10 protein-coding genes are annotated in these 14,675 nt (G+C 72.4%); 9 read left to right on the top strand and 1 reads right to left on the bottom strand.

Annotated elements, in window-relative coordinates; genetic code table 11:
• Positions 1 to 65: 65 nt before the first annotated feature.
• Positions 66 to 578 (bottom strand): DinB family protein, encoded by a 513-nt coding sequence (locus ACZ6Q9_RS16325; protein WP_393459324.1) that lies wholly within the window; start codon positions 576 to 578, stop codon positions 66 to 68.
• A gap of 563 nt (positions 579 to 1,141) precedes the next feature.
• Between ACZ6Q9_RS16325 and ACZ6Q9_RS16330 the strand changes: the two genes are divergently transcribed.
• From ACZ6Q9_RS16330 to ACZ6Q9_RS16370, 9 genes are all read left to right on the top strand, one after another.
• Complete coding sequence (locus tag ACZ6Q9_RS16330) at positions 1,142 to 5,371, top strand: amino acid adenylation domain-containing protein (protein ID WP_396829272.1); 4,230 nt, start codon at positions 1,142 to 1,144, stop codon at positions 5,369 to 5,371.
• A gap of 151 nt (positions 5,372 to 5,522) precedes the next feature.
• Positions 5,523 to 6,206 (top strand): class I SAM-dependent methyltransferase, encoded by a 684-nt coding sequence (locus ACZ6Q9_RS16335; RefSeq protein WP_396829273.1) that lies wholly within the window; start codon positions 5,523 to 5,525, stop codon positions 6,204 to 6,206.
• Complete coding sequence (locus ACZ6Q9_RS16340) at positions 6,203 to 7,651, top strand: class I adenylate-forming enzyme family protein (RefSeq protein ID WP_393459318.1); 1,449 nt, start codon at positions 6,203 to 6,205, stop codon at positions 7,649 to 7,651. Before ACZ6Q9_RS16335 ends, ACZ6Q9_RS16340 begins: the two co-directional genes overlap by 4 nt.
• Positions 7,648 to 8,451, top strand: a complete 804-nt coding sequence (locus ACZ6Q9_RS16345) for an alpha/beta fold hydrolase (protein ID WP_396829274.1) — start codon at positions 7,648 to 7,650, stop codon at positions 8,449 to 8,451. The genes ACZ6Q9_RS16340 and ACZ6Q9_RS16345 overlap by 4 nt, the downstream gene beginning before the upstream one ends.
• Positions 8,448 to 9,446 carry an ATP-grasp domain-containing protein gene (locus ACZ6Q9_RS16350; protein WP_393259280.1) on the top strand — a complete coding sequence of 333 codons (999 nt, stop codon included), beginning with the start codon at positions 8,448 to 8,450 and terminating at the stop codon, positions 9,444 to 9,446. The genes ACZ6Q9_RS16345 and ACZ6Q9_RS16350 overlap by 4 nt, the downstream gene beginning before the upstream one ends.
• The gene (locus ACZ6Q9_RS16355) at positions 9,443 to 10,603 is read left to right on the top strand and encodes an AMP-binding protein (protein ID WP_393259278.1); all 1,161 of its coding nucleotides are present in this window, start codon (positions 9,443 to 9,445) and stop codon (positions 10,601 to 10,603) included. The genes ACZ6Q9_RS16350 and ACZ6Q9_RS16355 overlap by 4 nt, the downstream gene beginning before the upstream one ends.
• The gene (locus tag ACZ6Q9_RS16360) at positions 10,604 to 12,064 is read left to right on the top strand and encodes an MFS transporter (RefSeq protein ID WP_393259276.1); all 1,461 of its coding nucleotides are present in this window, start codon (positions 10,604 to 10,606) and stop codon (positions 12,062 to 12,064) included.
• Complete coding sequence (locus tag ACZ6Q9_RS16365; RefSeq protein ID WP_393459309.1) at positions 12,061 to 12,681, top strand: mycothiol-dependent nitroreductase Rv2466c family protein; 621 nt, start codon at positions 12,061 to 12,063, stop codon at positions 12,679 to 12,681. Before ACZ6Q9_RS16360 ends, ACZ6Q9_RS16365 begins: the two co-directional genes overlap by 4 nt.
• A gap of 49 nt (positions 12,682 to 12,730) precedes the next feature.
• Entirely contained in the window at positions 12,731 to 14,497 is a 1,767-nt protein-coding gene (locus tag ACZ6Q9_RS16370) for a 2-isopropylmalate synthase (RefSeq protein ID WP_396829275.1), read from the top strand.
• Positions 14,498 to 14,675: the final 178 nt, after the last annotated feature.

Below are 14,675 nucleotides of genomic sequence, written 5' to 3' on the forward strand. Positions count from 1 at the left end.
GGTGAGCGGCAGGCGGGGATGGCCGCTGCCGCTGTGGCCGCCGTGCCAGCCAGCCGGGGGTCCGACTACTCGCCGGCCTGCCCGTCGATGCTTTCGCGCAGCAGGTCCAGGTGGCCGCAGTGGCGCGCGGTCTCCTGGATCATGTGCGCGAGCGCGTACCGCAGCGTGAAGGAAACGTCGGCGGCCCGGGCGCGGTCGTCGAGCGCCGCGCCCGCTACGACTGCGGAGGACCGCGCGCACTCAGCCAGGTACGCCTCGACGATCTCAGCCAGCGAGTCCTCGGGGGCGAGAGCGAACGCACCGGGCTCGTCGTCGGTCCACGGCGGGGGCAGCTCGTGACCGGCGAAGTCGATGCTGAACCAGTACCGTTCCACCCCGGTCAGGTGCTTGACCAGCCCAGCGGGGGTGAGTCCGGACGCGAGCACCGGCCGACCGAACGCCTGCTCGTCGGTGAGCCCGGCGACCTTGTTCACGACCGAGGCACGCAGGAAGTCAAGCAGGCCGGACAGGATCTCGCGCTCGCCTCCGTCCTCTGGAGGGCGGATGCGGACCACGGGTGCGACGGATACATCGGTCATCGGGGCACCGTAGTGTCGGACACCGACACTTTCGGGCGTCGGGACATCCAGGCCCCTTCGACAGTCGCCATCGCGCACCGGCGTAGCTGAGGGGGCTTCGTTCCATCTGGAGCGGCGACACGCCGCAAGCCACCAAATCCCTGCTTATCCGTCGATGCGGCACGATACCTCCCCCTGTCGGCACTCATCGGGCTGCCGCAGCGGTTCGGTCGCGCATTATGCGCTACCCGGGATTCCTGCGCCACCCCGGCCCGCCAGCGCCACTGCCGGGTGGGTGACATTCCCATGCCATCGTCAGGCGTCAGTGACAGAGTGATTACCTGCAAATCGGGTGCGGCCTGCGAATTTGCGTATCAATCGCGCCCGTCCTGACGCTCGGTGATGCCGAAAATTGCCCTGTGATCCAGATCACTGATCATCCTGAGTGTTCGGGTCGACTTGGTCAACTACAGTCGGGAATCGCAAATCCGGTTTCTGATGAGCTGTTGTCCGGCATGGCGTCGGACGGAAATCATTGGGGGGATTGCCGAATGCCTGTGTTCCCACGGGGGGAAGCGGCTTTTTTGTCAAGCACTCGGAATGGGCAGTCAAATCCACCATCGCTCGACGAACAATCAAGAGCGGTAATCAAGGCATGCATCGCCGAACTCGTTGCGCTGCTCGGCGAGGACGGGTCCACGGGCGGGTCCGCACCGGGCGGCACGCTCGCCGGCGGCCCGACCCACCTGCCGCTCACCGACCTCCAGCAGGCGTATCTCATCGGTGAGCAGGGGGTGGCGGGCCATGCCTCGCCGGCTCTCTACATCCAGGAGTACGCGTTCCCCGCCGCCACGCCGCCCGACCCGGAGCGTTTCGCCGATGCTCTCGCCCGGCTGCGACAGGTGCGTCCCGTGCTCCGTACGCGCGTGATGCCGGAGGGCACGCAGCATTTCGCCCCAACAGTGGACGACCGGCCGGAATTGCTCGTGGACGTGCGGGATCTGTCGGCCTGCCGCATCGACGAGATGCCCGAAAAACTGGAGCGACTGCGCCGCGAAATAGTGTCGGACATGCCGCCGCACGATGCGGGTCGACCCTTCCTTTTCCGATTCGTCCGACTGCCCGACGGCGGGACCCATCTGCAGGTCGCGCTACGACTGACGGTGTTCGACGGAGCCACGATCCAGTTGTTCTTCGCCGAGCTGGCCCGTTGTTACGCCGATCCCTCCCATCGGCCCGCGCCGGAGGCGGAGAGTTTCGCGGATTACCTCGTCGAGCAGGAACGCCGCAGGTCGCTGCCGGCCCGCCGGACGGCCGAGCGGTACTGGCGGTCCCGACTGGACAGCCTGCCGCCCGCCCCCGATCTGCCGCGCGCCCTGGACACGCAGGCCGCCGAGCGCGACCGGGACGTGCCGCTGCACCGCGTCGCGCACCAACTCGACGTGGACGACTGGAAGCGGTTCCGACACCACGCCGCCGAGCAGGGGGTGTCGGCCGGCCTGGCGCTCTTCGCCCTCTACGTCGAGTGTCTGCTGCGCTGGTCCGGTGGTCAGCCCGGCACGGTGTCGGTGCTGTCCTCGGACCGGGTGACCGGCGCGCCGGGCCGGGAACGGATGTGGGGCAACGCCGCCAGCACGCTGCTGGTGACGTACGACGACGTGCCCGGCTCCTTCGTCGATCAGTGCCAGGCGCTGCAGAAGCAGTTGTACGACGACCTCGACGCGGGCGAGTTCTCCGGGGTCGCGGTCGGTCGGGAGCTCAATCGGCGCGACGGCAGTGTCGGCAACCCCGTGCCGGTGGTGTTCAGCAGCGGCCTCGACCTGGTGCCCGGCATCTCCGACGGCTTCCGGCTCGCGTTGCCGGCCGCCACGCTGGCGCACAGCGCCATCGCCACCCCCGAGGTCCTCCTCGACCACCAGGTCTTCGAGTTCGACGGCGCGCTGGTGTGCAACTTCGACCACGACCGGTCGTCGTACCCGCCGGGCCTCGTCGACGACCTCGCCGAATACCACCGGCACCGGTTGCGGCAGCTCGCCGCGAACGCCGACGCGTGGACCGGGACGGGCCGGCAGCCGCTGCCCGACCGGCAGCTCGCCGACCGCCGGCGGGCGAACCGCACCGAGGCGCCCGGCCTGGCGGGCGAGCTGCACGAGGCGGCCCTGGACCAGATGCGCTGCCGGCCGTACGCCGTCGCGGTCGTCGACGCCGAGCGGAGCCTGACCTACGGCGAGCTCGACCGCCTGTCGGCGGCGCTGGCGGTCCGGCTGCGGGAGGCGGGTGTGGGCGCGGATCCGGGGCGCACCGACCTGGTCGCCGTGCGGGTGCCCAAGTCGTGGCAGCAGCCGGTCGCCGTGCTGGGCGTCCTGCGGGCGGGCGGCGCGTACCTGCCGGTCGGTCCGACCTGGCCCGAGGCGCGGGTCGGCGAGGTGCTGCGGCAGAGCGGCGCGACCGCGGTCGTCGCCGTCGACGCCGCGCCGCTCGATGGGCTGCCCGACCTGCCCGTCGTCGCGGTGCCGACGGACGGCGGCACCGGCCCCGGCGGCACCGGCCCCGACGGCCTGGGCGGCGACCTGCGACGCACCGCCTACGTCATCTACACCTCCGGCTCCACCGGCGCCCCGAAGGGCGTGGTGATCTCCCACGGCGCGGCGACCAACACCCTGCGGGACCTGACGCGGCGGCTGGCCCTGACGTCGGCCGACCGGGTGCTCGCGGTGTCCTCGCTCGCGTTCGACCTGTCGGTCTTCGACATCTTCGCCGTCCTGGGCGCCGGGGGCACGGTGGTCGTGCCCGACCACAGCGACGTGCCCGACCCGGAGCGGTGGGGGGAGCTGTGCCGCCAGCACGGCATCACGCTCTGGAACTCGGTGCCCGCCCTGTTCTCCGTCACGCTGGAATACCTGGCCGGCCGGGCGCCGGAGATGCTCCGGGCGCTGCGGCTCGTCATGCTCAGCGGCGACTGGGTGCCGCTGCCGCTGCTCGACCGGATCGCGGGGGCGTGCCCCACGGCGCGGGTGATGGCCGCCGGCGGGGCGACCGAGGCGTCCATCTGGTCCAACTACTTCTGGACGGAGGACCTGACGCCGGGCTGGTCGAGCGTCCCGTACGGCCATCCGCTGGCCAACCAGACCATGCACGTGCTGGACCGGCAGCTCGCCGACGCGCCGGCGTGGGTGCCCGGCGACCTCTACATCGGCGGGGTCGGGGTGGCCGACGGCTACCGGAACGCACCCGAGCTGACCCGGGCGTCCTTCTCCGCCGACCCGGTGACCGGCGAGCGGCGGTACCGCACCGGGGACCGGGCGCGGTACTGGCCCGGCGGCATCCTGGAGTTTCTGGGCCGCCAGGACGACCAGGTGAAGGTGGGCGGGCACCGCATCGAGCTCGGCGAGATCGAGATCCGGCTGTCCGACCATCCCGACGTGCGCAAGGCGGTCGCGGTGGTGGCCGTCGGGCGGGGCGAGTCGTATCTGGCGGCGTTCGTCATCCCGGCACCGGGTTGCGCCGCTCCGGACCCGGCCGCGCTGCGGGCGCACCTCGCCGCCGAACTGCCGTCGTACATGGTGCCCGCCGTCGTCACCGTGGTCGACACGGTGCCGCTGACGGCGAACGGCAAGGTCGACCGCAAGGCACTGGTCGCGCGGCTCGCCGCCGGTCCCGTCGTACGCGGAACGGACCAGGCGGTCGTCGCGCCGCGCACGGCGGACGAGACCCGGCTGCTCAGCCTGTGGCAGGAACTGCTCGGTCCGGACGTACGCGGGGTCACGGACGACTTCTTCGCCCTCGGCGGCAACTCCCTGCTCGCGGTCCGGTTGTTCCACCGGATCAGGGCGAGCTTCGGCCGGACCCTGCCCCTGGCGTCGCTGATGCGCAGCCGCACGGTCGCCGACCAGGCGGGCCTGCTGCGGGCCGAGCAGCACCCGCACGGCGGTACGCCGCTGGTGCGCATCAAGGACGGCGACCACGCCCGCACCCTGGTGCTGGTCCACCCGGTGGGCGGCGACGTGCTCTGCTACGAGCCGCTGGTCGAGGCGCTCGACCGGCACGCGATCACGGCCGGGGCCACCGTGTACGGGCTGCGGGCCGCCGGCCTGCAACCCGGCGAGGAACCGCCGGTCGACATGACGGAGCTGGCCGGCCGGTACGGCGACGCCCTCTGCGACGTGCTGCCGGAGGGCGCGAACGTGCACCTCGTCGGCTGGTCGATGGGCGGCACCGTGTCGGCGCGCGTCGCCGGGCTGGTGGCGGAGCAGGGGCGGCGGGTCCGCTCGGTCACCGCGATCGACTCGTTCACGGGCCGGCCGGAGGCCGCGGCCGTGAGCCTCCGACAGCGGCTCGCCGGCTTCTTCACCGACCTGGCGCAGGGCGAGGACGTCAGCGGCCACCTGCCCGCGGAGGTGCCCGCCGGCGAACTGCCGGCGGCCCTGTGCGCCCTGCAGGACGCGCTGGTCCGGGCCGGTCTGCTCGCCGCGCCGCTCGACGCCGACGACCTGGGCCGGCTGTTCGGCGTCTACCGCCGCAACTCCGAGATCCTGGAGGGACACCGGCCGGGCACGCCGCACGAGCGACTCCTGCTGCTGCGGGCGCGGGAAACCCGGCGGGACGCCTTCCCCGGCCTGGTACCGCTCGACGAGATCCTGCCGGGTGCCGCCGACCCGCACCTGGTCGACGGGACCCACTACTCGGTCATGCGCCCCGGTCGGGTCGCCGAGGTCGCCGCCCTCGTCGCGGCGCACATCGCCGCAGCGGAGGAGCCCCGGCCCGACGAACCCGACGCCGAGCCGTACTACCTGCGCGGAAAGCTCTGGTGCTGACCCGGCCCGGCCCGGCCCTCCGACGACAGCCCGGCGGCGTGTCTCACCGGAACACCGACGAGGCAGGCGAGGCACCCGGACACAGGGCGGCCGGACACCACCTGGCCGATCTTGACCAACTGTTCAGCTCACGAAGCGAAGGGACCACGCGATGACCAGGACCGACAGCAAACCCGAGATCTGGAACTCCGGCACGTTCGACGTGATGCGGCGCAAGCTCATCCCCTCCTTCGACCTCATCTACGCCAGCGCGGTGCACGCGGTCGTCGAGACCGTCCCGGAGACGGCCCGCGTCCTCGACCTCGGCGCCGGCACCGGACTGCTCGGCGGCGCCGTCCTGGAGCGGCTCCCGCAGGCCGAGTTGACCCTGGTCGACCACTCGGACGCGATGCTCGCCAAGGCGCGGGAGCGGTTCGCCGGCAACCCCCGCGTCACGGTGCTGGTGTGCGACATGAAGGACCCGCTGCCGGCCGGCCCCTTCGACGCGGTCGTCTCCGGCCTGGCGATCCACCACCTCACCCACGAGGACAAGCAGGACCTCTTCCAGCGCATCCGCGAGGTGCTCACCCCCCAGGGCGTCTTCGTCAACGTCGAGCAGCTGGCCGGTCCCAACCCGCAGGTCGAGGCGATGTACGACTTCCAGCACGAGGCGCACGTGCAGCGCGCGGAGTGCCCGCCCGACGAGTGGGCCGCCGGCCGCGAGCGGATGAAGCTCGACATCTGTGCCACGCTGGAGGACCAGCTGGAGTGGCTGCGCAAGGCCGGGTTCGGGCAGGTCGACTGCCTGGCCAAGGACTGGCGCTTCGGCACCTACGCGGCGTGGGTGGCGGCATGACCGCGGTGCTCTGCCAGGCGGTGGCCGACGTCGCGGCGCGCCGCCCGGACCACGTGGCCGTCGTCGACGTCGACGGCAGCCAGATCCGCTACCGGGAGCTGGTCGCGCTCGGCGAGCGGCTCGCCGCCGGGTTGTACGCCAGAGGGGTCCGGGCCGGCGACACGGTCGCCTTCGCCCTGCCCAACAGCGTCCGCTACGTCGCGCTGATCATGGCCGTCGCCCGGGTCGGCGCCCGGTACGTGCCGCTGATGCGCAACTTCACCGCCGCAGACACGGAACAGGCCGTCGGGCAGGCACGACCGGTGCTCCTGGTCGCCGGACGGGAGCACCACGTCGCCCCGGGGACGGTGCCGGTCGTGTCGCTGGACGACCTCGACGTCGACGCGCCGCCGGCGCCCGACGAGCCGTACGCCGGCCTGTTCCGCCAGCTGTGGACCTCCGGCTCCACCGGCTTTCCGAAGATGATGGTGTGGCGGCAGGACAAGTTCGTCGCCGAGCGGCGGCGCTGGCTCGCCGACACCGGCATCGTGGCCGACGACGTCTTCTACTGCCGGCACCCGTTGGACGTCGCGCACGCCACCGACCTGCACGTCTTTGCCGCCCTGCTCAGCGGCGCCCGGCTGGTGCTGGCCGATCCGGACGACTCGCCGCAGGCGTACCTCGACCGGTTGCAGCGGGAGCGGGCGACGGTGATGAGCGCGCTGCCCGCGCACTACGAGATGCTCGTGCGGGCCGGCGCCGACGCACAGGTGGACCTGTCGAGGTTGCGTCGCCCACTCTGCGGCGGCGCCTACCTCAGCCCGGACGTGGTGCGCGCCGCCGCGGACACGCTGGGCGTCCACATCCGGCAGATCTACGGTTCGACCGAGTTCGGCCTCGCCCTCGGCAACATGGCCGACGAGTTGCAGACGAGCGGGGCCATGCCGCCCGTACGCGGCGTCGGCGCCCGGCTCGCGCCGCTGGTGGACGGGCACGCGGGCATCGGCGAGCTGGTGCTGCGTTCCGACTGCACCAGCGAGGGTTACCTCTTCGCCGACGCGGCGAACGCGCGCACGTTCCGGGACGGGGAGTTCTGGACGGGCGACGTGGCGCAGGAGATCGGCGACGGCGCGTTCCGGATCATCGGCCGGGTCTCGGAGGTGCTGTCCACGCCGGGCGGACCGGTGCTGGCCCCCGTGCTGGACGCCGAGTGTCGCGCGGCCAGTCCCGGCACGCAGGTGGTGAGCCTGCCGCTCGATCCGGGTGAGCTGACCGACCGGGTGCTCGTCGCGGTCCGCCCCGGCCACGGCGTCGACGCCGAGGACGCCGTCCGGCAGGTCACCGCCGTCCTGGACGGGCACCGGCTGGCGGCGACGGTGCGCCTCGTGGACGAGATCCCGCACACGCCGGTCGGCAAGATCGACAAGCCGGCCCTGCGTCGCCAGTTCGCCCTGGTGAGCCGATGATGCGCGCCGAGATCCACGGCGCCGGGCCGACCCTCGTCCTCGTCCCGGGCCTCGCCGCCAGCCGACACTTCTTCGACACCACCGTGGCGGACCTCGGCCGCGACCACCGGGTGGTGACCGTCGACCTGCCGGGGCACGGCGACGCGCCCGCCCCGGCGCAGCCGCCCACCCTGCCCGACTGCGCCGCCGCGCTGCACGAGGTCGTCGATGGCCTCGGCTCCGACGACGTGACGCTGCTGGGCTGGTCACTGGGCGCGACCGTCGCCTGGACCTACCTGGAGACGTTCGGCACCCGGCGGGTCCGCCGGTTGATCAGCGTGGAGCAGACGCCGTGGCTGCTCGCCGACGACGGCTGGCCGTACGCGGCGTTCGGCTCTCTCGACCGGGCCGGGGCCACGGCGCTGCTCGGCGACGTGCGCGGCGACTGCGGGGCGTTCGCCGAGAACCTGGTCCGCGGCTCCTTCGCCGTCGACGGCCCCGCCCCGGACGCGGCGCTCGTCGCGGACCTCGTCCGGCAGGCCCGTGGCGCAGACGCCGGCGCGGTCGCCGGCCTGCTGTCCGACGTGCTCACACAGGACTGGCGGGACCGGGTGAGCGCCCTGCGGCTGCCCACCCTGCTCGTCCACGGCCGCCGCAGCGCGGTCTACCCGCCGGAGGTCGGCGACTGGCTGGCCAAGGCCATGCCGGACGCCCGCGTGGAGTTCCTCGACCACTCCGGCCACCTGTGTTTCCTCGAGGAGCCCGAGGCGTTCGGCGCCGCTGTCCGCGGTTTCCTGACCAGTGAGGAGAAGCAATCATGACGCCCGCCCCCACCCAGCTGGCCCGCCGGCTCTGCTGGATCTACCCCGACCGCGGCACCGTGCGCCAGCGGGCGGCGGAGGCAGCCGCCATCTGGACGACCTACACGGAGATCGCCAAGGACTGCGGCCTCGCCATGTCCCTGCACAAGGCGGAGGCGCTGGCGGTCGAGGCGGTCGGCGACGAGCCCCGGGTGTTCCTCGACGGCGAGCGGATCACCCCGGAGGACACCATCCTGGTCACCTCGCTGTGGTCGCTGCCGCACCAGGTGCAGGAGGTCTGCAACCAGCTGTTCGCGTACTCGATCGTCGAGCAGGCGGGCTTCTACCTGCCCATCCATCCGCGCATGTCGTACATCACGACGGACAAGATGGCCACGATGCTGTACCTGCGGGACTGCCCCGTCCCGCGTGTGCCCACCGTGCGCATCGGCACCGGCCGCGACTCGATCAGCCGGCACTACGAGCCGGTGCTGGAGAAGCTCGACTTCCCCATGCTGGTCAAGCCCGCGTACTGGGGCATGGGCCAGGGCGTCTGCCTCGCCAACAACGAGCACGAGCTGCGCGGGCTGATCGGCCTCGCCGGCGGCGCCGACACGGCCGTGGTCGTCCAGCCCTATCTCGGCACCGGTGTCAACGACTTCCGGGTGTACGTCATCGACGGCAAGGCACACACCGTGCTGCGCCGGATCCCGCAGGGGGAGTCGCTGACCGCGAACCTGGTCAACGGGGGACGGCTGGAGTACCCGCCGCTGCCGGAGGAACTGGAGAGCTCGATCGACTACATCGCCGAGAAGCTCCAGATGCCGTACTTCGCGGCCGACTTCCTCTGGGACGGCAACCAGTTCTGGCTGTCCGAGGTGGAACCGGACGGCGCGGTCGGGTACGCCACCACAGAGGAGATCGCCAAGATCCAGCGACCGGTGATCGAGTCGCGGTTCCGCGCGTACATCGCGGCGCACGCCGCGTGGATCGCCCGCGAGGGAGACGCGGCATGACCGCGACGATCGGGAACCTGCCCTGGGCGGACGTGCTGGCCCAGGCGCGCGGCCTGGACGGGCGTGGCGGCGCACCGGTGCCGCCGGACGCCGCCGCCCTGTCCGACCTGGCGGTGAGCGGCCCGGCGGAGATCGTGGCGGTGACCCGGGAGCTGGCCCGGGAGACGGGCAGCGCGCTGATGTCCAGCGGCGGCACCACCGGCAAGCCGAAGCTCACCTACGTGCCGTACCACCAGGCGGTGGATCGGGTGCTGCGGGAGTGGCGGCCGCTGCGGCCCGACAACGTGCTGCTCAACCTCTTCAACCCGGGCCGGCTGTGGGCGTCGCACTACTACATCCACGCCCTCGCCGAGCGGTCGCGCTGCACGGTGCTGCCGTCCGGCGCCTACGCGCCCGAGGACGTGGGCAACTGGGTCCCGATGTTCCGGGAGATCGGCCTCGACGCGCTCACCGGCACCCCGAGCGCGCTCGCGGACTTCGCCGAGGGCCTGATCGCGGCGAACGAGACGCTGCCGATCCGCACCATCATCTGGCTGGCCGAGCCGTGGACCGACGCCAAGCACCGGGTCGTCCAGAAGGCGTTCCCGGAGGCGGAGTACTGGGCCAACTACGGCTCGGTGGAGACGTACATCATCGCCACCAACACCCCCGCGTGTGACCTGCAGACCCTGCACGTCATGCCCGACCAGATGCTCGAGTTGGAGGAGGAGGGCGCGCTGCTGACCCGGCGTGGCACGGGCTGGACGATGCCGGCGGTGCGTTACCGTCTCGGTGACCGGCTGGCGTCCGCCGAGTGCCGATGCGGCCGTCCCGACGGCCTGCGGGTCCTGGGACGGGCGGACGACGCGGTGAGCCTGCGCAGTGCCCTGTTCAGCGTCGGTGAGGTGGTGTCGTCCGCGCGCACCCTGCCCGGCGTCGAGGAGGCCCAGCTCGTCCTGACCCGCGACACCGAGTCGCCGAGGGCCGCCACCGCGCTGACGCTGGAGTATTCCGGGGGCGCCGACGCCGAGGACGTACTGGCTCACCTGACCGCCCAGTTCTACCACCTGGCAGCGGTGCACCGGCAGGTTCCGGGGGCGATCACCGCCCGCCGGGTCGACAAGGTGAGTCGCGTCGAGCGCACCAACAAGGTGCCGCCCGCAATCTGGAGGCAGTGAGTGACGTCCGAAGCCCTGCAGCAGGAGGCCGCCGCCCGTGGGGGATGGCGGGAGAATCCGTGGGTCAGTCTCGTGGTGCTGGCCCTCGGGTTCTTCCTGACGATGCTCGACGTGTCCATCGTCAACATCGCCATCCCCGACATCCGCGCGGACTTCGGCGCCTCGCTGCCGACGGTGTTGTGGTCGGTCAACGCGTACGTGCTGGTGGTGGCCGTACTGCTGATCACCGCCGGCCGGCTCGGTGACCTCTTCGGTCCGCGTCGGCTGTTCGTCGTGGGCATCGCCGTCTTCACGGTGTTCAGCCTGCTCTGCGGGCTGGCCCAGAGCCCGGGCCAGCTGATCGCGGCCCGGGCCGTGCAGGGCCTCGGCGCGGCGCTCCTGCTGCCGCAGACGATGGCCATGATCGTGAGCCTGTTCCCGCCCACCCGGCGGGGCCTGGCCATGGGCATCTGGGGTGCGGTCGGCGGCGTGGCGGCCGTCGCGGGCCCGTCCGTCGGCGGCCTGCTGGTCACCACCCTCGACTGGCGGTGGATCTTCCTGGTCAACGTGCCGATCGGGGTCGCGGCGGTGGTCCTGGCCCTCGTCGCCGTGCCGGACCTGCGCTTCGACCGCCGGCACCGGCTCGACGTCGGCGGCATCGTGCTGGCCTCCGCCGCCCTGTTCTGCCTGGCCTTCCCGCTCATGGAGGGGGAGCGGTTCGACTGGGCACCGTGGACGCTGGTCATGATCGCGGCGGCGGTCGTCCTCGGGCTGGCGTTCGTCTGGCACGAGCGCGGTCGCCAGGACCGGGAGCCCCTGGTGCCGTTCGTGCTCCTCGGCATCCGCTCGTACTCGACGATGGTCGTCGTGGCCGCGGCGGTCTCCTTCGGGATCATCGGCTTCATGCTGCTGATGACCCTGTTCTTCCAGTCGGTGCTGGGCTTCTCCGCCCTGGCCGCGGGCCTGGCGCTGGCACCCCCGGCGCTGATCTCCACCCTGCTCGCGCCGTTCGCCGGGAAGATCACCGACCGGCTCGACGGCCGGGTGGTCCTGCTCGGCGGGTTGCTGTTCACCGTCGCCGGCATGGGCTGGGCCGCCGGGGTGATGCGGCTCGACGCGGCCTGGCTGACCTTCCTCGGCCCGATGGTGGTGATCGGGCTGGGCAACGGGCTGCTGATCGCGCCGATGGCCGCGGTGGCGATGCGCGAGGTGCAGCCGGCCCTGGCCGGTGCCGCGTCGGGCCTGCTGAACACCGTCCGCCAGCTCGGGCCGGTCGCGGCGGTCACGCTGGTGGGCCTGCTGCTGGCGCAGCGGTTGTCGGCGTGGGCGGACGGCGCCGCGCCGGTGGACCGGTATGCGGAGGCGTTGCGGCTGGGCATGGTGCTGCCGGTGGCGGCGGTCCTCGTCGGCGTCCTCGCCTGCCTGCCCGGCGCGCTGCGCACGATCCGTGGGACCGGCACCGCAGGAGGAGGATCGGCATGAAGGTGGGCTTCTGGTTCGACCCGCTCTGCCCTTGGGCGTGGATCTCGTCGCAGTGGCTGGTGCAGGTGCAGCAGGTCCGCGGGATCGAGCCCTGCTGGGACCTGATGAGCCAGGCGATCCTCTACGAGAACCAGGACCTGACGCCGGAGCAGTGGGACACGGTCCGGCAGATGATCAAGCCGCTCCGGGTGCTGGCCGCCGCCGAGCAGCGCTACGACGGCGAGGCCGTGCCGCTGCTGTACGCGGCGCTGGGCGTGCGGTTCCACGACCGGGGCCTGCGCCATCGCCTGGACGTGCTGCCGGAGACGGTGGGCGACGCGCTGCGGGCCGCCGGCCTCGACCCCGCGCTGGCGGCGGCGATGGAGAGCACCGAGTTCGACGGGCGGATCCGCCAGTCGCACGAGGAGGCGGTCAGCCGGGTGGGGCCCGACGCGGGAACCCCGGTCATCGAGGTGGACGGGCCGGCCGGGCGCGTCGCGTTCTTCGGTCCGGTGGTGTCGCCCGCCCCGCGCGGCGAGGCCGCCGGCCGCCTCTGGGACGGGCTGGTCCTGATCGCCGGTACGCCCGGCTTCTCCGAGCTGAAGCGCTCCCGCACCCAGGGGCCGATCTTCGACTGACCCCTTTTCGCTGATCCGAAGACCTTTTCGCTAGGACGGGGGAGGCTCCATGGCAAAGGCGACTTTTCCGGTAGGACAGGTGAGGCAGCGGGCGAGCCGGCTGCCGTACCGGCGGTACGCGCCCGCGCCCGCCGTGGATCTGGCCGACCGGTCCTGGCCGGCGAGGCGGATCACCACGGCACCGCGCTGGTTGTCGACCGACCTGCGGGACGGCAACCAGGCGCTGCCGCACCCGATGGATGTCGACCGCAAGCTCCGGTTGTTCCGGCTCCTCGTCGCCATGGGCTACAAGGAGATCGAGATCGGGTTCCCGGCCGCCAGCCGGACCGAGTTCGAGTTCACCCGCAGGATCATCGAGAACGGCGAGATCCCGGACGACGTCCTCATCCAGGCGATCGTGCCGGCGCGCGAGGAGCTGATCCGGCGCACGTTCGACGCGCTCGCCGGCGCGCCGCAGGCCATCGTGCACCTGTACAACTCGACGTCGCCGACGCAGCGTCGGGTCGTCTTCCGGGCGGACCGCGGGGGCGTGCTGCGACTGGCGGTCGACCACGCACGCCTGTGCCGGGAACTCGCCGACGCGCACCCCGGCCGGATCGGGTTCGAGTATTCTCCCGAGTCCTTCTCGCAGACCGAGCTGGACTTCGCGCTGGACGTCTGCGCGCGGGTCACGGACGTCTGGGACCCGGCGGACGACCGGGAGATCATCATCAACCTGCCGGCGACCGTCGAGTGCGCGGGGCCGCACGTCTTCGCCGACCAGGTGGAGTGGATGAGCCGCAACCTGCCCCGGCGGGAGCACGTCTGCCTGTCGCTGCACCCGCACAACGACCGCGGGACCGGGGTCGCCGCGGCCGAGCTGGGCCTGCTGGCCGGCGGCCAGCGGATCGAGGGCTGCCTGTTCGGCAACGGCGAGCGCACCGGCAACGTCTGCCTGGTGGTGCTCGGCCTCAACCTGATGAGCCAGGGCGTCGACCCGCAGATCGACCTGTCCGACATCGACGCCGTCCGGCACGAGGTCGAGCAGTGCACGGGGATGCGGGTGCCGGAGCGCTACCCGTACGCCGGCGACCTCGTCCACACCTCGTTCTCCGGGTCCCACCAGGACGCCATCAGCAAGGGCCTGCGGGCGTTGTCCGAGGACGCGGCGGGCCGGGGCGTGGCGTTGTCGCAACACCGGTGGGACGTGCCGTACCTGCCCATCGATCCCAAGGACATCGGGCGCTCGTACGAGGCGATCATCAGGTTGAACAGCCAGTCCGGCAAGGGCGGCGTGGAATACCTGCTGCGGTCCTGCCACGGGCTGACCCTGCCGCGCAGCCTCCAGATCGAGGTGTCCGGGCTGAGCCAGGCGGTGTCCGACGACGAGGGCAGAGAGGTGACCGCGGAGGAACTCTGGGCGGTCTTCCGCGCCGAGTTCCTGCCGGCCGCCCTCGACGTGCAACTCGTGTCGTGCGAGCTGTCGGCGGGCGCGCCGGGGCCGGGCGCGGTCAAGGTGGAGCTCGCCGTGTGCGGCGGGCCGCTCGTCGTCGGCGGCGACGCCGGCCACGGGTTGCTGCCGAGCATCGCGCGGGCCCTCGCCCAGTCCGGCCCCGCACCGGTCGTCCTCGACCACGTCGAGCAGGCGTTCACCCTCGACGAGGAGCCCGGCACGCTGGCGTACGTGCGGTGCCGGGTGGACGGTCGGGCGGTCTGGGGGTGCGGCTTCGACCCGGACCCGACGGCCGCCTCGCTGCGCGGTCTGTGCGTGGCGCTGCACCGGGCCGGCTGGCGCCCGTCCGCCGTCCTGCCCTCGGCGCAGCCGTCGCAGGGGTGAGTCCACGCCGCCGGGCCTCGGCCGACGGCCAGCCGGAAGTTCCAGCCGAGGTGGGCCGGTAGGTGTCGTTTCCGACAGATCCGGCCGGTTGTTGAACCTCGCCATAGCGGCGCGACCGGGCCGACCATTAGGCTCATTTGCTGAGTGGGGCCGCCAGACATCGCCTTCACTCGATGCC

This window comes from Micromonospora sp. NPDC049139, assembly GCF_055586845.1.